The 20,123-nt window shown below is 63.7% G+C and carries 16 protein-coding genes and 1 pseudogene; 9 read left to right on the forward strand and 8 right to left on the reverse strand.

Features of this window, described 5'->3' with window-relative positions; translation table 11 throughout:
• Positions 1 to 124: 124 nt before the first annotated feature.
• The 4 genes from V7066_RS16005 (at position 125) to V7066_RS16020 (ending at position 6,023) form a co-directional block, all read left to right on the forward strand.
• Positions 125 to 2,080 (forward strand): serine hydrolase domain-containing protein, encoded by a 1,956-nt coding sequence (locus V7066_RS16005; protein ID WP_334183977.1) that lies wholly within the window; start codon positions 125 to 127, stop codon positions 2,078 to 2,080.
• A 153-nt stretch (positions 2,081 to 2,233) separates the two neighbouring features.
• The gene (locus V7066_RS16010) at positions 2,234 to 3,274 is read left to right on the forward strand and encodes a DUF1611 domain-containing protein (RefSeq protein ID WP_334183994.1); all 1,041 of its coding nucleotides are present in this window, start codon (positions 2,234 to 2,236) and stop codon (positions 3,272 to 3,274) included.
• Between the two features lie 23 nt (positions 3,275 to 3,297).
• The gene (locus V7066_RS16015; protein ID WP_334183978.1) at positions 3,298 to 4,374 is read left to right on the forward strand and encodes an alpha/beta fold hydrolase; all 1,077 of its coding nucleotides are present in this window, start codon (positions 3,298 to 3,300) and stop codon (positions 4,372 to 4,374) included.
• An 11-nt stretch (positions 4,375 to 4,385) separates the two neighbouring features.
• Positions 4,386 to 6,023 (forward strand): N-acyl-D-amino-acid deacylase family protein, encoded by a 1,638-nt coding sequence (locus tag V7066_RS16020; RefSeq protein WP_334183979.1) that lies wholly within the window; start codon positions 4,386 to 4,388, stop codon positions 6,021 to 6,023.
• 143 nt (positions 6,024 to 6,166) lie between these two features.
• Here V7066_RS16020 and V7066_RS16025 read toward each other — a convergent pair whose 3' ends face one another.
• Positions 6,167 to 8,863, reverse strand: coding sequence for a TonB-dependent receptor plug domain-containing protein (locus tag V7066_RS16025; RefSeq protein ID WP_334183980.1), 2,697 nt, complete (start codon positions 8,861 to 8,863; stop codon positions 6,167 to 6,169).
• Between the two features lie 490 nt (positions 8,864 to 9,353).
• On the opposite strand from V7066_RS16025, the gene V7066_RS16030 reads away from it, so the two are divergent.
• Entirely contained in the window at positions 9,354 to 9,509 is a 156-nt protein-coding gene (locus V7066_RS16030; protein WP_334183981.1) for a hypothetical protein, read from the forward strand.
• Between the two features lie 130 nt (positions 9,510 to 9,639).
• Here V7066_RS16030 and V7066_RS16035 read toward each other — a convergent pair whose 3' ends face one another.
• The 5 genes from V7066_RS16035 to V7066_RS16055 are packed head-to-tail and all read right to left on the reverse strand — an operon-like array spanning position 9,640 to position 14,279.
• Complete coding sequence (locus tag V7066_RS16035) at positions 9,640 to 10,425, reverse strand: SDR family oxidoreductase (protein WP_334183982.1); 786 nt, start codon at positions 10,423 to 10,425, stop codon at positions 9,640 to 9,642.
• A gap of 15 nt (positions 10,426 to 10,440) precedes the next feature.
• Positions 10,441 to 11,211 carry an SDR family NAD(P)-dependent oxidoreductase gene (locus tag V7066_RS16040; RefSeq protein ID WP_334183983.1) on the reverse strand — a complete coding sequence of 257 codons (771 nt, stop codon included), beginning with the start codon at positions 11,209 to 11,211 and terminating at the stop codon, positions 10,441 to 10,443.
• Positions 11,208 to 12,020 (reverse strand): NAD(P)-dependent oxidoreductase, encoded by an 813-nt coding sequence (locus V7066_RS16045; RefSeq protein ID WP_334183984.1) that lies wholly within the window; start codon positions 12,018 to 12,020, stop codon positions 11,208 to 11,210. Before V7066_RS16045 ends, V7066_RS16040 begins: the two co-directional genes overlap by 4 nt.
• Positions 12,010 to 12,795 (reverse strand): carboxymuconolactone decarboxylase family protein, encoded by a 786-nt coding sequence (locus V7066_RS16050; RefSeq protein WP_334183985.1) that lies wholly within the window; start codon positions 12,793 to 12,795, stop codon positions 12,010 to 12,012. The genes V7066_RS16045 and V7066_RS16050 overlap by 11 nt, the downstream gene beginning before the upstream one ends.
• 11 nt (positions 12,796 to 12,806) lie before the next feature.
• A complete protein-coding gene (locus V7066_RS16055) occupies positions 12,807 to 14,279 on the reverse strand; it encodes an aldehyde dehydrogenase family protein (protein WP_334183986.1) in 1,473 nt (490 codons plus the stop codon).
• Positions 14,280 to 14,436: 157 nt separating this feature from the next.
• On the opposite strand from V7066_RS16055, the gene V7066_RS16060 reads away from it, so the two are divergent.
• Entirely contained in the window at positions 14,437 to 15,156 is a 720-nt protein-coding gene (locus tag V7066_RS16060; RefSeq protein WP_334183987.1) for a FadR/GntR family transcriptional regulator, read from the forward strand.
• 609 nt (positions 15,157 to 15,765) lie between these two features.
• On the opposite strand, the gene V7066_RS16065 is transcribed toward V7066_RS16060, so the two are convergent.
• Positions 15,766 to 16,647, reverse strand: coding sequence for a LysR family transcriptional regulator (locus V7066_RS16065; RefSeq protein ID WP_334183995.1), 882 nt, complete (start codon positions 16,645 to 16,647; stop codon positions 15,766 to 15,768).
• Positions 16,648 to 16,743: 96 nt separating this feature from the next.
• Between V7066_RS16065 and bla the strand changes: the two genes are divergently transcribed.
• The 3 genes from bla (at position 16,744) to V7066_RS16080 (ending at position 19,776) form a co-directional block, all read left to right on the forward strand.
• Positions 16,744 to 17,607 carry a subclass B3 metallo-beta-lactamase gene (gene bla, locus V7066_RS16070; RefSeq protein ID WP_334183988.1) on the forward strand — a complete coding sequence of 288 codons (864 nt, stop codon included), beginning with the start codon at positions 16,744 to 16,746 and terminating at the stop codon, positions 17,605 to 17,607.
• Positions 17,608 to 18,002: 395 nt separating this feature from the next.
• Entirely contained in the window at positions 18,003 to 19,298 is a 1,296-nt protein-coding gene (locus V7066_RS16075) for a S41 family peptidase (RefSeq protein WP_334183989.1), read from the forward strand.
• A 19-nt stretch (positions 19,299 to 19,317) separates the two neighbouring features.
• A complete protein-coding gene (locus tag V7066_RS16080; RefSeq protein WP_334183990.1) occupies positions 19,318 to 19,776 on the forward strand; it encodes a MarR family winged helix-turn-helix transcriptional regulator in 459 nt (152 codons plus the stop codon).
• Between the two features lie 134 nt (positions 19,777 to 19,910).
• On the opposite strand, the pseudogene V7066_RS16085 reads toward V7066_RS16080, so the two are convergent.
• A pseudogene (locus V7066_RS16085) lies at positions 19,911 to 20,123 on the reverse strand (DUF2252 domain-containing protein); the annotation flags it as partial.

The following is a 20,123-nucleotide window of genomic DNA, read 5'->3' on the forward strand; positions in this document are numbered from 1 at the left end:
AGCGGATCGGCCGCCGCGCCCCTATTGACAAACATACCCGTCTGTTGTCGGATTGGAAAAATTTTCCGTAACGGAAAATTGACTTACCGGCCCTGAGCCGACCGAACGAGACGGGGGGATAAATATGCGCGGATTACGCGGCTGGATCGGCATGGCGTTGCTGGCACTGGCAGGCCCGATAGCGGCGCAGCCGACAGCGGAAAACGTGAAATCCGTAGGCGGCCCTGCCGCTGCGCAAACTCCTGTTCTGGACAAGGCGGATGTCGATGCCTGGCTCGACGGCTACATGCCTTATGCCCTCCAGCGCGGCGATGCCGCCGGTGCGGTGGTGGTCGTGGTCAAGGACGGCAAAATCCTGACGCAGCGCGGCTTCGGCTATGCGGACATGGCCCACCGCCGATCCGTCGATCCCGGCCGGACACTGTTCCGGCAGGCGTCGATCTCGAAGCTGATTACCTGGACCGCCGTCATGCAGATGGTGGAGCAGGGCAAGATCGATCTCGACAAGGACATCAACGCCTATCTCGACTTCCGGATTCCCGAGGCTTTCGGAAAGCCCATCACGATGCGCAACCTGATGACGCATCGTTCCGGCTTCGAGGAAGTCCAGCGCGGGCTCAACAGCTACGATCTCAAGGACATTCCCCCGCTCGACGTGGCGCTGAAGCGCTGGGTGCCGACACGCATCTTCGCCCCCGGCACGACGCCCGCCTATTCGAACTATGGCACCACGCTGGCCGCCTATATCGTGCAGCGCGTTTCCGGCGAGCCCTTCGAGACTTATGCGAACCGCCATGTCTTCGCCCCGGCGGGCATGACCATGTCCAGCTTCAGCCAGAACCTGCCGCCCAGTCTCCGATCGCAAGTCGCCTCCGGCTACATTCGCGGATCGGGCGCGCCGTCACGGCTGGAACTGAACAGCTTCTGGCCCGCGGGAGGACTGAGCGCGACCGGGGCCGACATGGGCCGCTTCATGATTGCGCATCTGGAAAACGGCGGGGCGCTGCTCAGGCCGGAAACCGCGCGGCTGATGCACGACAGCATCTTGAAGGCGATCCCGCCGCTCAACGGCATGGCGCTCGGCTTCTACGAGCAGAATATCAACGGCCGCCGGGCGCTGTCCCACGCAGGCGATACGCTGACCTTCCACAGCCAGCTCTGGCTGCTGCCGGACGAGAGGGTCGGCATCTACATGTCGATGAACGCGGCGGGCACCGGAAAGGTATCGGGTCCGATCCGCAGCCACCTCTTCGATGCCTTTGCCGATCGCTATTTTCCCCATGTCCAGAAGGATGGCCGCGTCGATGCCGCCACGGCGAGCCGTCATGCCCACATGATGGTGGGCACCTACAACAAGACCCGCCGCTCGGAGACGAGCTTCCTGAAGGCGCTCGAGCTGAGCGGCCAGATCAGGGTGGACCTGGACGCGCAGGGCGGCCTGCGGGTGAAGGCCGCGCCGGGCATCGGCGGGGAGGACCGCAAATGGGTGGAGATCGCGCCTTTCGTCTGGCGTGAAAGCGACGGCAAGATGCGCCTCGCCGCACAAGTGGAGGACGGCAGGGTCGTGCGCTTCGGCCTCGATTCTTCCGCGCCCTACATGCTGTTCGAACCGGCACCCTGGTATCTTTCGATCGCCTGGCTCAACCCGGCGATACTGGCGAGCCTGGGCGTGCTGTTCCTGACCGTGCTGTCCTGGCCGGTGGTTGCGCTGGTCCGCCGCTACTACGGCGTCGTGCCGCCCCGCGGCATCCAGCCCTGGCGCGCCTACCGCCTGAGCCGCGCCTTCGCGGGGCTGGTGCTGGTCGTGCTGGCCTGCTGGTTCCGCTTCGCCAGCGCCTTGCTGGGCGATTTTTCCTCGATGAACGGTGAACTCGATTGGGCGCTCGGCGCGTTGCAAGTCGCGACGCCGCTGGTCCTGCTGGCCGCGCTGGGCCTTGCCGTCTGGAATGCCGTGCTTGTCTGGAAAACGAAGGGGCGGCGGTTCGAGAAGGGCTGGTCCCTGCTGCTGACGCTCAGTGTGCTGGTGATCCTGTGGATGGCGAAGGGCTTCCATCTGATCGGCGTCGGGTTCGATTTCTGACCACGTTAAATTTTCAAAACGGGATTGCAATTCTCTGATTGGAAAAATACCATCAAGCCATATCAACGGTTCAGGACATACGAGAGGAGTCGCAGCGCGCTTCCTCTTCGTGTCCTCAGCCCCAGACAGGTGAGACAGGTGGCCCTTCAACTCATGACCGACGCTTCCGACCGCACGGCCCGCTCGACGGAATTGCCCCAGCCCTATCTGCTGTTCCTTGGCGATACGGTGGAGCCGGGCTTCGCGAAAACCGCTTATGGCCTGCGCGACTGGGCGCCGGACATCTGCACCGGCGAGTTTGCTCTGCCGAGCGCGAAGGTTAGCACCGGCCTTCCGGCATTGAACCCCGCCGAGGCGCGCCGGGCGGGCGCGCGGTCCCTGCTGATCGGCGTCGCCAACAGCGGCGGCGTGTTGCCCGAAAGCTGGGTGCCGGCGCTGGTGGAGGCGCTTGAGGCCGGGCTGGACATCGTCAGCGGCCTGCACATGCGTCTGGCGGAAGTTCCCGCACTGGCCGAGGCTGCCGAGCGGCTCGGCCGCCGTCTGATCAACGTGCGTCATCCGCCCCGGGGGATCAAGGTCGGCACCGGGCGCAAACGCACCGGCATGCGCCTGCTGACGGTCGGCACCGATTGCGCGCTGGGCAAGAAATACACCGCGCTGGCACTCGCCCGCGCCTTCACCGCGCGCGGGATCGACAACGACTTTCGCGCCACGGGCCAGACCGGGATCATGATCGCCGGGGGCGGCATTCCGATGGATGCGGTCGTATCCGATTTCGAGGCAGGCGCCGCCGAAATGCTCAGCCCCGATGCCGCGCCCGAACACTGGGACGTGATCGAGGGGCAGGGCTCGCTGTTCCATCCGGCCTATGCCGCCGTGTCGCTGGGTCTGCTCCATGGCAGCCAGCCGGACCGCATCGTCGTCTGCCATCACCCCGGACGCACCCAGATGCTCGGTACGCCCGGCTACGATCTGCCCAGCGTGGAAGAGGTGATCGACCTCAACATCCGCATCGGTTCGCGGACCAATCCGGATATCCGCTGCACCGGCGTCTCGTTCAACACCGCGCATCTCGGCGAGGAAGAGGCTCTGGAGCTGATGGCAGAGGAGAGCCGGAGGCTTGGCCTGCCGGTGGCGGACCCGATCCGCGGCGGCGAAGCATTCGACCGGCTGGTCGAAAGCTGCCTCGGCTAGACCGGCTAGTTCAGGGAGAAAGCATGATGACGGCGTCCGGCGTGGCTGAGAAAACCAGAAAATGGCCGCGCCTGCGCAAGTGGAGCCTGCGGATTCTGCTTGGCCTGTTGGCGCTGGTCCTGCTCCTCCTGATCGTCGGTGCCGCTTACGAGGCCTGGGGGCGCTATCGGGCCGCGCGGCTCTATCCGCCGCGCGGGACGATGGTCGATATCGGCGGTCGGCGCCTTCATCTCGATTGCCGTGGGGCTGGATCGCCGACGGTGATCCTCGAATCCGGACTCGGTTCCGGCGGCTCGGTCGACTGGGTTCGTGTCCATGACACGCTTGCCCGCCATACCCGCACCTGCGCTTACGATCGCGCCGGGATCCTGTGGAGCGATCCCAAGTCCACCCCGCAGGATGCCGCCGCCGTTGCCGACGATCTTCACGCTGCGCTCGCGGCAGCGGGCATTACCGGCCCGCTGGTGCTGGCGGGCCACTCGATCGGCGGCCCTTACACGCGCGTCTATACGGCCCGTTATGGCCAGCAGGTTGCCGGTCTCGTGATGGTCGATGCCTCGCATCCCGATCAGGTCCGGCGCATGGCGCAAGTGGTGAAGGGCAATGTCGATCCCGGACAGATGGCCGGTACCATGCGGATCGCCACCGCGCTCGCCTGGACCGGGGCGATCCGCCTGCTGGTGAGCGGCGAGATGCCGAACATGCCCAAGGACGCCAGCGCGAAGATCTCGGCCTACATGAGCAGTTCGGTTCAGGGCATGCGCGCCGAACTGGAAGGCTTCGACCGGACACTCGATCAGGCGCGCGCGGTGCGCAGCTTCGGAGACCGTCCGCTGGTCGTGCTCACGGCCATGGCGCCCTATACGCCCAAGCAGCTCAAGCTGCTGGACCTGACACCGCAGGACGGCGTGCGCATGAAGGCGATCTGGAAAGATCTCCAGACCGAAATGGCGGGGATGTCCACGCGCGGCCGCCAGCAGCTCGTGCCGGATTCCGGCCACTACATCCAGATCGACCGGCCCGATGTCGTGATCGCCGCGGTCGATGAGGTCGTCGATGCCGTCCGCGCGCAAGGCGCCGGGAAAACGGCGCGTCAATAAAGGGAGAGACCATGTTCAAGCACGTTCTGATGGGCAGCGCGATGACGCTGCTGCTGGCCGGGAATGCGCCCGCCCCCCAATCCGTACCCGAATACGATATCGTCATTCGCGGCGGCCGGGTGCTCGATGGTGCGGGCAATCCCTGGGTGCGCGCCGACGTGGCGGTGAAGGGCGGCCGGGTGGTGCGGGTCGGCCGGATCGCTGGACACGGTGCCAAGGAAATCGACGCCCGGGATCGCTACGTAACGCCCGGCTTCATCGACATGATGGACCAGTCCGGCGGCGTCCTGCTCAAGAACGGCGCGGCGGAGAACAAGCTGCGGATGGGCGTCACCACCGTCATCGCGGGCGAGGGCGGCACTCCGGTCGAGGCTTCGCAGATCCCCGCCTATTTCGGCCAGCTTGAGAAGCAGGGCATCGCGGTCAACTTCGGGACCTATTACTCGACCACTCAGGCGCGGCAGAAGGCGATGGGCGATGTCGCCGGCACGCCGACCGCCGCGCAGATGGAGGTCATGAAGGCCGAAGTCCGCAAGGCGATGGAGGCAGGTGTCTTCGGCGTGACGAGCGCGCTGATCTATCCGCCGAGCAGCTTTGCGTCGACGCAGGACCTGATCGCGATGTCCAAGGTTTCCGCGCAGTGCGGCGGCTTCTACGCCACCCACATGCGCGACGAGAGCGCCGATCTGGTGAAGGCCGTCAACGAGGCGATCGAGATCGGCGAGAAATCGGGCGCCAAGGTCGAGATATTCCACCTCAAGGCCGCTTTCGCGCCCGGTTGGGGCAAGCTCATGCCGGAAGCGATCGCCTCCGTGAACGCAGCGCGCGCGCGCGGCGTGGACGTGGCTGCGGACCTCTATCCCTATACGGCGGGCGGCACCGGGCTGGAGATCATCGCACCGAGCTGGGTCTGGGCCGACGGCATCGAGAAGGGCATCGCCCGGCTTCGCGATCCCAAAGTGCGCGAGCGGATGAAGAAGGAAGTGGCGGCCGGCTCGATGCCGGGTTGGTCCAATCTCGTCGAGGCCTCGGGCGGCTTCGGCAATGTCATCCTCGCCAATGGTTTCAGCAAGAAATACGCCCCCTATCACGGCCAGAGCCTCGAAAAGATCGGCGCCACGCTGAAGCGCGATCCGGCGGATGTGGCCTGGGATATTCTGCTGGAAGGCTTGCCCAACCGATCGGTGGCGCTCTATTTCATGATGAACGAGGGCGATATCGAGACGGCGCTGCGCCAGCCCTGGGTAAGCATCGGCAGCGATGCGGCGGCATCCGAGAAGTTCGGCGAACTCGATGCGCTGGGCCTGCCCCATCCGCGCGCCTACGGTACTTTCCCGCGCGCCATCGCCGAATATTCCAAGCGCCGCCCGGTGATCTCGCTGGAAGAGGCGGTGCGCAAGATGACCGGCTGGCCCGCCCAGCGCATGGGCCTGAGCGATCGCGGCCTGATCCGCGACGGGATGCGCGCCGATCTCGTCATCCTCGACTATGCCGCGCTGGACGATGTGGCGACGTGGGACAAGCCGACCGCGTCTCCCACCGGGATCGACACCGTCGTCGTCAACGGCGTCGTCACGATCGAGAACGGTCGGCATACCGGCGCCAGGGCTGGAACGGTCCTGCGCCATGGTTGTAGCGTGGGCGCATGACGATGCCGGTCTGACCGACTACTCGTTCTGTCAAAGTAAAGGCCCCGGACCGATGGTCCGGGGCCTTACTGCTTTTCCCGCAGTCATAAAAAGAGAGGTTCCCGATTTTCACGGGAACCTCCGCAGTTTCTTCTGGAGAGGTTTCAGAAGTTCAGCTTGATGCCGCCCGAGAAGTAACGGCCGATGACGTCGTAATGCGGGGTGATGAAGGGAGTGAGCGGCGGGTTCAGGTCGAACAGGTTGTTGACGTTGCCGAACAGCGTGAACGATCCCGTTTTGAACTGCACGCCGAGGTCCGTGTAGAGACGGCTGTCGATATGGTTGTTGAGGATCGGCTGGCCGTTGGGTCCCAGTTGTCGACTGTAGATTCCGCCATCGACATAGCGCAGCCGCACATTGCCGCCGAACTTTTCGTTCTCGTAGGCGACGGTGCCGGTCATGCGCCATTTCGGGGTGGAGAAGGCGGTTTCTCCGCCGACGATCCCGGAAACGTCGGTGCCGTTGATCTTGAGATCGAAGACATGGTTCGCCAGCGCGCGGAATGTCAGGCTGCCGGATCCGAGAGCCATGCGATAGGAGGCTTCGATATCGAGGCCGCGCGTGCGGTATTCCGCCAGATTGCGGTAGGCATTGGTTATCGATTCGATCGTGCCGTTGGCGGTGCGGGTAATGACGCCGCCACAGGTCGGATCGCCCGGATCCGCGGCGAAGCACTGGTTCAGGGCGTCCTGCGCGGTGATCGTGGTGATCACGTTATCGATCTTGATGCTGTAGTAGTCGACCGACAGACGCAGTCCTGGAACCACATGCGGAGAGTACGAACCGCCCAGCGCCAGCGTGTGGGAGATTTCCGGGGTGAGATTGGGATTGCCGCCGCCGTAGACCACGACATTGGTCTGCGGTGCCCCCCGGAACGGGTCCTGTAGATTGCCGATATTGGTCGAACGGCTCAGGTAATATTCGGTGATGCTGGGCGAGCGGATGTCGCGCGAATAGACGGCACGCAGCAGCAGGTCGTTGACCAGACGCAGGGTTCCGCCGGTTTTCCACGACCAGATACCGCCGCTCGTGCTGTAGTCCGAATAGCGGGCAGCGCCGTTGACTTCCAGCTTGGCCGCATCGGGCAGGTCGAGCAGCGGCACGTTGACCTCGACGAACGCTTCCTTGACGCTGAACTGTCCGTTCGTGGCCGAGGAGTTGAGCGTCGCCAGAGACTTCGAAAGCGACAGGGGATCGACGTAGTTGGTCACCTGCTTTTCCCAGCGGACATCGGTGCCGAAGGCCAAGTCCACCGCTCCGGCCCAGGTCGAGAAGGGCTGGCCCTGCACGCTGGCGCCTGCCGCATCCAGCTTGAGCGTGGCGATCAGTTGCGCCCCGCCGAAAGCATAGGCTGCCGCTTCGTTCGAGATATTGCCGTTGCCCAGCAGGTTGATGGGCACGCAGGCCGGATCGTCGTTGGCCGTCGATGCGTCAGCATTGATGCGGCAAGTGGCGACGCCGTTCACGAGCACGGCATCGACGGCATTGTTGAAGCGGGCGGTGATCCTCTGATTGTCGAGCCGCTGGTTCAACCGGACTTCGCCGTGGTCGTAATAGGCGTTGTAGGTCCAGCCCTTGCCGAACGAGCCTTCGAGGCCGATCGCGCCTTCCAGCAGGCGTCTGCTGGCCCGAAGCTTGAGCATCCTGTCGCTGCCGACATCGTCAAGCATTCGTCCCAACAGGAAGGGGGTGGTGATCCCGGCCGCGGCAAGCTGGTCGCGCGCGGTCTGCGTCAGGAAGGCATTGTCCGGCCGGATCACGGCTGCCGGCGTCTCCGGGAACATCCCGTAGTTGGAAGTCGTGCGGTTGAAGCTGCCGTTGGCCCAGATCTTCAGGTTGTCGGTCAGTTCGTAGTCCACGCGCGCAAAGACATTGCCGCGCTTGTACGGCGCACTGACGGCGACGTAGTCGTAGATGTTCTGGCCGCCCCCGCCGACGGTGTATTGTCCGACGGTTGCGCTGCCGAGTGGAAGCGGTCCGACGCTGCCGTCCGGATTGAAGATCAGCCCATAGGGGACGCCGGTGGCGCTCAGGATCGAACCGCCCCGGTTGAACAGGGTGAAGTTCGGATCCCTGACCAGTTCCAGTTGCCCGTCGGCCCGCTGGAACACGCCCGCTTCGAGATTGGGGCGGCTCTTGCGGTCGAGGATGCCGCGTTCGTGCAGGTAGTCGCCGGAGATCATGAAGTGGCCGCGACCGTCCGCGAACCGGGTGCCCCAGGCTATGTCGGCGCCGTAGCGTGCGGCGTCTCCACGGCTGGAAATCCCGGTCTGGATACCGCCGCGCACGCCCGTCATGTCGTCGTCGAGGATGATGTTCACCACGCCTGCGACGGCGCCCGAACCCCAGGCCGCCGAAGCGCCGCCGGTCACGACGTCCACGCGCTTGACCAGATTCTGCGGGATCGTGTTGAGGTCGCTGCTGCCCTGGAAGCGGTGCCCGTTGAGCAGGGTCAGCGTGCGCACTGCTCCCAGACCGCGCAAGTCTGCCGTGGAGAGGCCGCTGTTGGTGCCGCCAACGGTCGTCGCCGGCGTCGAGGTGGCGCGGAACTGCGGCGCGTCGTTCAGCACTTGCGCGATGCTGGGGCGGTTGCCCAGCAGGAGATCGTCCCCGCCGATTACCGTGGTCGGTGTCGGTGCGTCGAAGCCCGAGCGTTGGATGCGCGATGCGGTGACGAGGATTTCGCCGCCTTTCGTGGGTTCCCCGGCGGCATCCTCCGCCGTTTGGGCATAGGCAGGACTCAGCATTGTCAGAACGGAAACCGCCGTACTGGCAAGCCATATCTTGGTAGAGACGTTCATAAACACCCCCTGATTCACGTAAATTCTTACGTTCCAGTTTTTATTTTTATCGCGTCCGGGTTGGATGCCAGGCTGCAGTTGAAAGGAAGCAGAGTGGGGAGAGAAAATCAATCCATATGGAGAAAAATTTCTATTATAGAAAATTGTTCTCGTGACGGAGGTCGTTTTTGGGTTTGCGGCGGACATTCTGGCGGCACGCGCCATCGGCGCTACCAGACCGCCCCGAACGGTCGCTCGATGCGGGTTTACACGTCAGGCCTGACACTCAGAGAATACTGGTTGAGAAGCGAGAGCAGTGGTCGGGAAACCCCGAAGAGGGCTCTGTGTCGGCTTAGTCGGCGGACATTCGCGAGAGTGAGGTTGATTTCTGCGAGCAGTCGCCAGACGAAGTTGTCGTGCCCGGACTACTTCAGGGCGTTCGACGAAGGCAACGAGCTTTTACGGCGAGAATCCGTGATGCAGATGCCACGGTCAAATGGAACAGGTCGGCATGCCACTCAATGGCGAGGGCGGCTATGCGGCGCGCCTCGGCGGGGACGAATTCCTCGTGCTGCTGCCTGTCGCGTGCCGGGATCCGGAACGGTTCATGGATAGCCTGCGCGATCGCCTCGAAGCCAGCACGCTCTGGACGATCTGTGGAGCGTAAGCATGGGCCTAGCCCGCCGTGGAGGCGGACGACCGGCGGATCGACGACGTGATCGTCCGCGCGGATCGTCCGCTTTACGAGGCCAAGGCGCGTCGCGGTCGCCCCGTTCCGCAAGTCTGCTGATCGCCGTTCAGGGGCGCAGCACCCAGCCGCCGTCGACGTGGATGGTCTGCCCGCTGATCCATGCCCCCGCATCTGAACAGAGCAGCAGTGCGGTGCCCACAAGCTCGTCCGGCGCGCCACGCGCGCGCAGGGCACAGGTCATGTTGAGGAACTGGATGAACGGGGAATCGTCGGGCACCAGCATCTTGCCCGCGTCGGAAGTGACGTTGCCCGGCGCGATGGCGTTGCAGGTGATGCCGTCCTTGCCGAACTGCTTGGCAAGCGAGGTGGTAAGACCCACCAGCGCCAGCTTGGTGATGCCGTAGAGCCCGGTCGCCGGGAAGGCGCCGCCCGAGGTCTGGTTGACGATCCGTCCGCCGCCCCGCTCGCGCATCGAGGGGATCACCGCGCGGGCACAGAGCAGCGCGCCGTTGAGGTTCACCGCGAAGGCCTTGTTCCAGGCATCGAGCGAGATCGTCTCGCAATTGTCGTAGCTGACATCGACCATCAGCGCGGCATTGTTGATGAGGATATCGACGCCGCCGAAGGCTTCTTTCGCGGCGGCGCCCATGGCGAGGGTGGAGGCTTCGTCGGAAACGTCCACCTGTACGCCGACCGCCTTGCCGCCGGCCGCTACGATCTCGTCCGCGACGGCCCTGGCGCCTTCCCCGTTCAAGTCCGCCACCACGATCGTTGCGCCCGCATTGGCCAGGCCGAGCGCATAGGCGCGGCCGATGGAGTTGCCGCGTCCGCCCGCGCCGGTGACGACCGCCACTTTGCCGTCGAGGCGGAACTGGTCGAGTGAGAATGTCATTGCAATTGTCTCCTGTCAGCCTGCCGTGATGCCCGCGTCGAGCGAGAGGCAGGCACCGTGAAAGCCGCGACCGGCGGGGGAGGCGAGCAGCACGACTAGGTCGGCCACGTCCTCCACTTCCACTTGCCCGCGCAGCCCCGAAAAGCGCTTGAGCAGTTCGAAGTCGCAGTTCTCCGGCGGGGTGAAGTTGGTCGCGATATTGGTGATCATGCCGCCCGGTGCGACGGCGTTGATCCGGATGGACTGCTTCTGGAATTCCATCGCCATGGCCTTGGTCATGCCCAGGAGGCCCCACTTGCTGGCGCAATAGGCGGCCGCATAGGCCTCCCCGATGTAGGAGGCGCAGGAGGCGACGTTGACGACCGCGCCGTTCACCTCCAGCAGATGCGGGATCGCAGCTTGCGAGAGGAAGAATGGGGCGTTGAGATTGACGTCGATGGTGCGTTCGTACTGCGCCTGCGGCATCTGCGGCGTGTTGGCGAGGTAGATCAGCCCGGCGACGTTGCAGAGCGCGTCGAGGCGGCCGAATGTCTCGACGGCATGGGCGATGACGGCCTGGCAGGTGGCGGGATCGGACAGGTCCGCCGCTTCGCTGCCTGTCTTGCGCCCATGCGACGCCAGCAGTTCGGTGGTTTCGGCAAGCCCGGCTTCGTTCACGTCCACCAGCCAGAGGTCGCAGCCGGCCTCGGCCAGTTTCAGCGCCGTCATGCGGCCGAGGCCGGAGGCGGCGCCGGTGACGACGGCGGCCTTGCCGGTCATGTCCAGGGTCTTGAAGATCACGCTCATGCAGTGGGCTCCGTTGCGGCCAGCGCCGCATCGAGGAAGGGATCGGCGGCCTGGGCCAGCGCGTTTTCGGGCGTGGCGATCGCACCCAGCAGGTCCACGTCCTTGCGCAGCAGCTTGCCGCCATGGGCAAAGGCCGTGGGCGAGGGCAGGCGGGCATAGACCTCGAAACCGAAGCTGCGGCCGCTGGAATGCTTGACCAGATCGACCAGTGCCGCGCGGTCGATCCCCAGCTCTTCGCCCAGTGACAGCGCCGCATGGGCCAGGCCCATATTGGCCGCCATCAAGGCATTGTTGACGATCTTGGCGCGCTGGCCGGACCCGACCGGACCGAGCAGCACGGCTTTGCGCGCGAAGCTTTCCATCACGGGAAGCGCCCTGGCGAAGGCTTCTTCGCTGCCGCCGCACATGACCGTCAGCGTACCGGCCGCCGCACCCCCGCCGCCGCCGCTGACGGGGGCATCGAGCACGGCGATGCCGTGCGCTTCCGCCGCCAACCGCTCGCAAGTCTGGGGCAAGATCGTGGAGTGGATGACCAGCACGCTGCCCGGCGTCATGACCGGGAGCAGTTGCGCGCAGATGTCCTCCACCCCCGCGTCGTCCACCACGCAAATGCCGATATGCCGACACCGAGCGCCCAGTTCGGCGACGGAAGCCGCGCGATACGCGCCCTTGGCGACGAGATCGTCCGTCGCCTCCGGACGCCGCGCCCAGACGGTTAGCTCGTACCCGGCGGCCAGCATCCGTTCCGCCATCGGCCCGCCTTGCGAGCCCAGGCCGATGAAGCCCGTCGAAATGCTGTCACTTGGCATGCCAGGGGAGTCCCTTCGCGACCTTGTCGATCATCTCCAGCACCACGCCCTGAATGCGCGATGCCTTGGGCCACCCGGCATGAGTGCCGTATTGCAGGCAGAATTCGCGCATCTCCTCCGCCGAGCAGTTGCCGCTGGCCATGGCGGCGTGGATATGGCTGCGGATCGGGATTTCGGCACCGGATTCGCAGACGCCGACCAGCGTGATCCAGCGGCGCGAGGGCTCGTCCAGCCCGCGACGGCACCACATCTCTCCGAACACGAAATTGTTGATCCCTTCCAGATAGGGCGTTGCCGGAGGGCCGGGCGGGAAGGTCATGACCTGCGCGAATTCGTCATGCCCGCGCTGGCTGCGCACGTCGGGATCCCAGGGTTCGGGGCAGATCGCGGGCGTTTCAGCCGGAAGCAGGTCAAGTTCTTCGGCAACCCGCGTTACTGCGCGGTCCAGCTTGCCGCCATTGCCCCAGCCTGCGTAGACGGCAAGGTGCAGCGCCGCCTCGCGCAGTTCGGCTAGGGTCAGCGTTTCGCTGGTCAGCGCGCCGCGCACGAAATCGTCGATCTGGCGGTCTTCCAGGCCGCAAGTAACGGCGCTGGCGATTGCGACCAGGAAGCGCGGGCGGCGGGGCAATCCCGGCCGCGTCCAGACTTCCGCGAAGACGAAATCGCGCCAGGATTCCTCCAGCAGGGTCGCCGGAGGACGGGCCGGGCGAGCCGTTACCTCGGCCTCGGTGGCAAGGCCGCGCGCATTGCGTTCTTGGGGTTGGAGCAGTGCCATCCTCGCTCTCCTCAGTCCTGAAGGTTGACCCAGACGTTGCGGACCTGCTGGAATTCGCGCAGACCCTCGATCCCGCCGAGACGGCCGTGGCCGGAATGCTTCATGCCGCCGAAGGGCACGCAGGGTGTCATCGCCTCGCCCGATCCGTTGACCTGAACCTGCCCGGCCATCATCTGCCCGGCCACGCGGTGCGCGCGGGTGAGATTGGTGGTGTGGACATAGGCACCGAGGCCGTAGTCACTGTCGTTGGCCAGCGCGATCGCCTCTTCCTCGCTGTCGAACGGGGTGACGACGAGGACCGGGCCGAACACTTCGTTGCGAGCGATCTCGCTTGTCGGCGTTACTCCGGCGAGGACGGTGATTGGGTAGAAGTAACCTTCATCGTGATCGCCCTCCAGCCGCGCCCCGCCGCAGAGCACTTCGCCGCCTTGCTCGACCCCGCGCCGCACCATGCCGTCGATACGGGCAAGCGCGGCTTCGGAGATTACCGGGCCCATGAAAGTGTCCATGGCGAAGGGATCGCCCACCTTCACATGCGCGGCCATGGCCTTCAGCATCTGGAGATAGGGTTCGTAGACGGACCGCTCCACCAGCAGCCGCGTGCCGTTGACGCAGCCCTGGCCATTGGCGCTGACGGCGCCGGACAGCCCGCGCTTGGCAGCGGCCTGAAGGTCGGCATCCGCGAAGACGATCACGGCCGACTTGCCGCCGAGTTCGAGGCCCACGGGCTTCAGCGTTTCGGCGGCGCTGGCAAGGATCTTCTTCGCGGTTGCGCCGCTGCCGATAAATTCGATCTTGTCGATGCCGGGATGGCCGACCATCGCCGCGCCCACGTCCGGTCCGCCAGTGACGAGGTTGACGACGCCGGCCGGGAAACCGGCTTCGTGGATCGCCTCCATCAGCTTCATCAGCGACCACGGCGCCAGTTCGGGCGCCTTCAGTACCACGCAGTTACCCGCAGCGAGCGCCGGGGCCATGACCATGGTGGCGGCGAACAACGGCCCGTTCCATGGCACGATCACGCCAACCGTGCCGTAGGGTTCGTACATCATGTAGTCGTGCGCCGGGCCGCCCCAGGTCGATACCGTGCGTCCGTCGATCTTGTCCGCCCAGCCGCCGTAGTAGCGGAACTTCTGCGCGGCATCGAGGCTCATGTGGCCGCCCGCGATCAGGATCGAGCCGTTCTCCGCCGTGAGCAGCGGGCTCATCTCGGCGGCCTTGCTCTCGATCAGTGCGGCGAGACGGAACATCAGGTCTCGCCGCTTGTCGCCGGACAGGGCGCGCCATGCAGGGTGCGCGGCCCTGGCAGCGGCGACGGCGCGATCGACGTCGGCAGTGCCGGCCAGGCGGATCTCTCGGGTGACGCGGCCGGTGCCGGGGTAGACATGATGCCAGTCCGCGCCGCTGCCGGAGCGCGCGCGCTCGTCTCCGATGACCAGCGAAATCTCGGGGAATGCCGATATGTCGGGATGTTGGAAGCCCATCCTCGTTCTCTTCCTCTCCACTGTCGGCGCTTGCGGCCGTTCGTTTCACAGTGGAAGGTATGGAGCTAAAAACAGGCGGTCAATTGACTTGATCTTGCGCGAAATCGCCAGAATGCGGTATTGGAACGATAAAAACAGGCATATAATTGGAGAGGTGATGAAACGGGTATCGGGACGACGCAAAGGCACCAACCTGGTGGCGCGCACCACTGAAACACTGCGCGAGCGGATATTCGCCTGCGATGCGGGCACTTTGCTCGGCGCGCTGCACGAACTCGCGCGGGAGCTGGAAGTGGGCATCGTCACCCTTCAGCAGGCGGCGCGGGTGCTGGAGCACGAGGGCCTGTTGGAGGTGCGGCGTGGCCCCGGTGGCGGCTATTACGGCACCCGGCCCAACGAAGCCGCGCTGGAGCGCGCGCTCCATTCCTACATGCGAATGAACCCGGCGAGCTATGAAGAGGCGCTCGACATGACCTCGCTGCTGTTCACCGAACTGGCGACGGCGGCGGCCCGTTGCACCGACGCTTCGTTGCGGGACAAGCTCGCGGTACTGGGCGAACGTGCCGCATCCTTCCGCACCATGGCGGAGTTCGGGCCGTTCGAGCTGGAGTTTCAGGAACTGTTGTTCCAGATGGTCCGCCGCCCGCTGTTCGAGATGCTGACGCGGGTCACGCTGCACTATGCCTCGGCCCGTGCTTCGCCGGTGGTGGAGACGTTCGGGGAAGGCGTGGCGTTCTGGCGCGCCGGGCGGCGACGGATCATCGCCGCGATCCTGGCCAACGATCCCGATCTCACCCGCTTCGAAGCGAACCGGCAAAACCGCGAGGTGGTGATGGGCAGCCTCGATCCCAACCAGCATTTGCCCGCAGTTCCCTGAGAATGCGATTGCCTCGTAATATTTATAGAATCTATGCCTCCGCCTGAAGGGAACAGGGGGGCATGTTCAAGTTTTCCGCATTGTTTTCGAGCGTGGCCATAGCCGCGCTCGCTATCCCGGCACAGGCCCAGCAGGCCGCTCCCGGGCTGAGGCGACAAGGCCGGACGACATCATGGTCACCGGCGAGAAAAGCGCGCGTACGATGGTTGGTGCTGGAGGCCCCCTGGCATCGATCGGTGTTCAGGTGCAAAGGCGCTAGAAGATTTTCGCGAACACCATCGCACCCGAACATTTCTGTGTCACAACTCTAGCGACATCGCGGTTGATCGTTCGCATCAATGGACGGTGACACTTCACCTGACGAGCTTTCGTTAAAGAGCTGTGGAGCGGGACACCGTGCATGTCACGCAAGCGCAAGCACCTTCGCTCTTTGAGCGCCTGTGCCATTTACGCAGCCGTCTTGATGGCCAACTCTGCGGGTTCCGGGCATCCCTCGACCGATCGCTTTGAAGAGCGGTAAGCGGATTAGTCTTCAGGCCTGAAACACCTGGGAATCCTCATAACCGGCGATCTACTGCCGAAGTTTCGCCAGCGATTGCCCAGCGTGCATCACTCAGTTCGATCGTCCATCGCCTCCCGGACAAGCCAGTCACGAAAGCACTGCATCGCCGGCTCCACCTTACGCGAATGCAGCCTGGTCAGCCAGTAACGACCGGTATCGACATCGACCGCAAAGGGCTGGATCAGCCGCTCTGCCGCGATCTCGCGCATGAACATGGACGCCGGCGCGAGCGCGACGCCAAGCCCCGCCATCGCCGCGCTCACCATCGATACGGAGCTGTCGAATATCGGCCCGCGCAGGACGGGCGACGGGACCCCTGCGAGATCGAACCAGGCGCGCCACTCATCGGGACGATACGACCGCAGCAACGCTTCGTGATGGAGGTCCCGCGGCGTTCTCAGGCGCCTCGCCACCGACGGGGTGCACAGCGGTGTCATCGGGGCGCACACGAGCTGTTCGGTATGAGTACCATGCCACGCGCCATCGCCGAAGCGAATTGCATAATGAAGCGCCTCGCCTGCCAGATCGGCCCGGTTGTTATTGATCGACACGGATAAGGCGATGTGCGGATAAGTGGCCGTAAAGCCGTCGAGCCGCTCAAGCAGCCACCCGGTCGCGAAAGTGCCCACGACGCCGATGTTCAGGGTGTGCTGGAAGCGCCCTTCGGCGAAGCGATCGAGCGTCGCGCCGACCCGGTCGAAGGCTTCCGCAAGTACCGGGACAAGGCCTTGTCCGTCATCCGTCAAGGCCAGCCCGCGTGGCAGCCGGTGGAACAGCCGCGTGCCAAGCCGACGTTCAAGCTGGGCGACCTGATGGCTCACCGCACCTTGGCTGACGCATAGCTCGATGGCGGCGCGCGTAAAGTTCAGGTGACGGGCGGATGCCTCGAAGGCCCGAAGGGCGTTGAGGGGAAGTTGAGCGCGGTCCATGGCCAACCATCAGTTATCCTCATGCCTCTGTCGAGATATGATCCTTTGTCGTCATCGGCTCCTGTCCTCATGATCTCGCGGAAAGGAGAGCCAACGATGAATCCAGGAACAATTCTTCTGGCCGCAGCCGCACTCGCCGGAGCGTCGGGACAAACGCCTGATGACCCGCTAACCAGGCCGATGGCAGTCGAACGCGAGGCCGAATGGCTGGCGCCGGCCGAGCCGGTGCGCGTTTTCGGCAAGACCTATCTTGTCGGTTTCGGCGGCCTTAGCGTCGCGCTGATCGATACTGGCGCCGGCCTGATCCTGATCGACGCTGCCTTGCCACAGGCCGCGCCGAAGATCCTCGCCAACGTTGCGAAGCTCGGTTTTCGCCCGCACGACATCAAATATATTCTCAGCACCGAACCCCATTTCGATCATGCCGGAGGGCTTGCAGCGCTCGCGCGCGATACGGGGGCCACCGTGATCGCCAGTGCCCGCGGAGCGCAGGCCCTGCGTACCGGCCGCTTTGCTGCCGACGATCCCCAGGTCGGCTACAACGCCCGCTTTCCGCCGGTGCGAAACGTGCGAGTGATCAACGACGGAGCACAGCTAAAGCTTGGCGATGCCGTCGTCACCGCCCGCGCCACCCCGGGCCACACCGTGGGCAGCATGAGTTGGGCCTGGCGATCCTGCGAGGGTAGGAGTTGCCGCAATATCGTCTTCGGCTCCAGTCTCAATCCCGTCGCCGGCAAGGGATATCGCTTCACATCGCCGGCAGGCCAGGCTGTAGTCGCGAACTATCGCCGTGCCCACGCTGCCATGAACGTTGTTCCGTGCGACATCCTGATAACGGCTCACGCCGAGCAAAGCGGCGCCAACGGGCGGTTCGCTGCTTCCCCGGACGCTTGTCGCGCCTATGCCCGTGCGTCCCAGCGCGCACTCGCCGCTCGCCTCGATAAGGAGCGCCACCAGTAGCAGGACATAGGCCGTCCCGATCGGTGCCGATCAACAGTTCGGTGCGATCGGGGCGCCTCTGCGCATCAACGTGGATTTCTCCACCAAGGCCGGGCTTCGTGAGGCGACAGGTCCTCCTGGGGGCACCGGCTGAACATCCCAGCTTCCTGGTGAACCTGCCCCACACACGACCAAGAGCTCTTCGACAAGCTCCCTTCCGCTCGTAGTCACGACATGGCGCGGAGCGTGTCCTTGAAATGCCCATTGTAGGCCGTGATCTCAGCCAACGTCACCGACACAGGAGCCAAGTCAAATCTCTATTTGCAATATGTTGCGCAATATGTTGTATTTCGAATCTCCGTGGATGGGGATTTTTGAGAATGCGAAATCGCAGGTCACTTCTTCAAGCGCTGTCGATGTTATCGGTACTCTGTGCGTCTAGCGCATTCGCGGAATCTTCGGGGGTTTCGCGAAGCGAGAAGGCTGCGATCATCGCGTCCCTCGACACCACATTGTCCGTGAATTACGTGTTTCCGGATATGGCCCGGAAAATCGCGCCGGTGCTTCAGGAACATTTGCACAAAGGCGACTATGACGCCGCGAACACGAAGGAAGAGTTTGCGAGGAAGCTGACCGACGATTTGTTTAAGGTCAGCGGCGATCTCCATTTCTTCGTGGGCGTCGATCCTAAATGGGTCGCAGAATTTCGGATGACGGCTGATCCGAAAATCAAGGCCAAGCTGCGGAATGAGGAGATGGCTCGGCTGGAGCAGACCAATTTCGGCTTTGATGAGGTCAGTCGTCTGGATGGCAATATCGGCTACATACGGTTCAGCTACTTTGCCAACCCCGAACTTGCCTACGATACCGCGGCCGCGGCAATGCTGTTCATTGGCAATACCGATGCCCTTGTCATCGATCTACGGTCCAACAACGGCGGATACTTGGAAATGGCGCAATTTATTGCGAGCTATTTCTTCTCCAGCGAAAAAGACCAGCTCCTGTTCGATTACTATTATAACGAGGACGGCAAGCGGATCGAGCGCGGACAATGGGTGCTGCCCGGGTTGCCTGGCAAACGCATGGTTGACAAGCCGGTCTATATTCTGACCGGCTCAACATCGTTTTCCGCTGCAGAATGGTTTTCCTACGCAATGAAAAAGCTGGGTCGGGCGACCCTGATCGGAGAACGAACCGCAGGCGGTGCGCATCCAGTGGAGCGTAAGCCGGTCAACGACGATTTCTTCGTGCAGGTGCCGATTGGCCAGATCCGCGATCCAGTAGACCATGGCGACTTCGAAGGCGTGGGAGTTCAGCCCGACATCCAAAGTCCCTCGATTCAAGCTCTTCCGCTAGCGCATAAACTAGCGCTCGAAAATCTGGCGAAGACCGATGATGCCAGGCAAGCGGAACTTGATTGGCTGCTCCCGGTCTTGTCGGCGAACATCAAGCCCCCGGCTTTGGAGGCCGGAATGGTGCAAAAGGCCGTTGGGAAATATGAAGGGCGGCAGATTGTACGGGAGAACGGCGCTCTGTTTTACATCTGGCGGGATCGCTTTCGCGTAGCGTTGGAGCCGATCGGCCCCAACCTGTTTGCGGTAGAAGGCGTCTCGGATTTTCGATATCGCCTGAATACCCGGAACGGAAAGGTGACGTCGCTCGAACGTGTGAATAAGGACGGCAGCATTCAGACGTATAAGCGCCTTGATTGAGCGAAAGGACACTCCGGCAATGATCGATGACGCCGTATTTCTCGGGCGCGCCGTTGAGCGCCTGAGCATTCTGATCGGCGAACAATCACAGACTGTCTTCGATGCGATGGGGATCGTCATTCCGGTTCGCTCGTGCTCGTTGATGACCGTTCTGGCGACGCTTGGCACGGCTTCGGCTTCGGATCTTGCTCGAGAACTGGGACATTCGCATCAATTAGTCATGCAGAAGATTCCCAAGCTTTCCCGCCTGGGTCTCATAGAACATCACAGCGATGACGATGATGCGCGGCGGAAGATATATCGGCTCACCGATGAAGGTACACGGCAGCTTAAGAAGTTCGAGCAATGCACGTTGCTGATTGGCGAGGCCTATGCGGGGCTGTTCGCTGAGGTCGGGGATGTTAGGCAATTCGTGGATCGAACTGTCAGCGCACTCAATGAAAGACCGCTCGGTAAACGCATAGGCTTCCCGAGCTAAGGCCTTGCTTGGCGGCTCATGGTCGCGACCTGCCGGATAGCAGACCATCCGCACCTCGGAATCTGAAATCCGGTGCTGAGGGTCCGAAGGGGGTCGAAATGCCTTCATGCATTTCGATGTGCCATCTCCAACGCTTAATCGTTCATCGCATGTACCCGGCAGTGATCGAGATAGCCTTTTTCATGCCGCCCGGTGAGGTCTACGACTGAACGCCAGAGCCATGATGGGGCATCCAGGTTTCTGGAGCGCCCCCTCTGCAAGGTTTGCGCCCAACTGCGACGGATCTCCGGCTCCATCTGCCGGCCATGCGCTTTGCCCACCACGAAGGCGAGATAGCGCGCTGCCTT

The sequence above is a fragment of the Novosphingobium sp. genome, assembly GCF_036820275.1.
Classification (GTDB): domain Bacteria; phylum Pseudomonadota; class Alphaproteobacteria; order Sphingomonadales; family Sphingomonadaceae; genus Novosphingobium.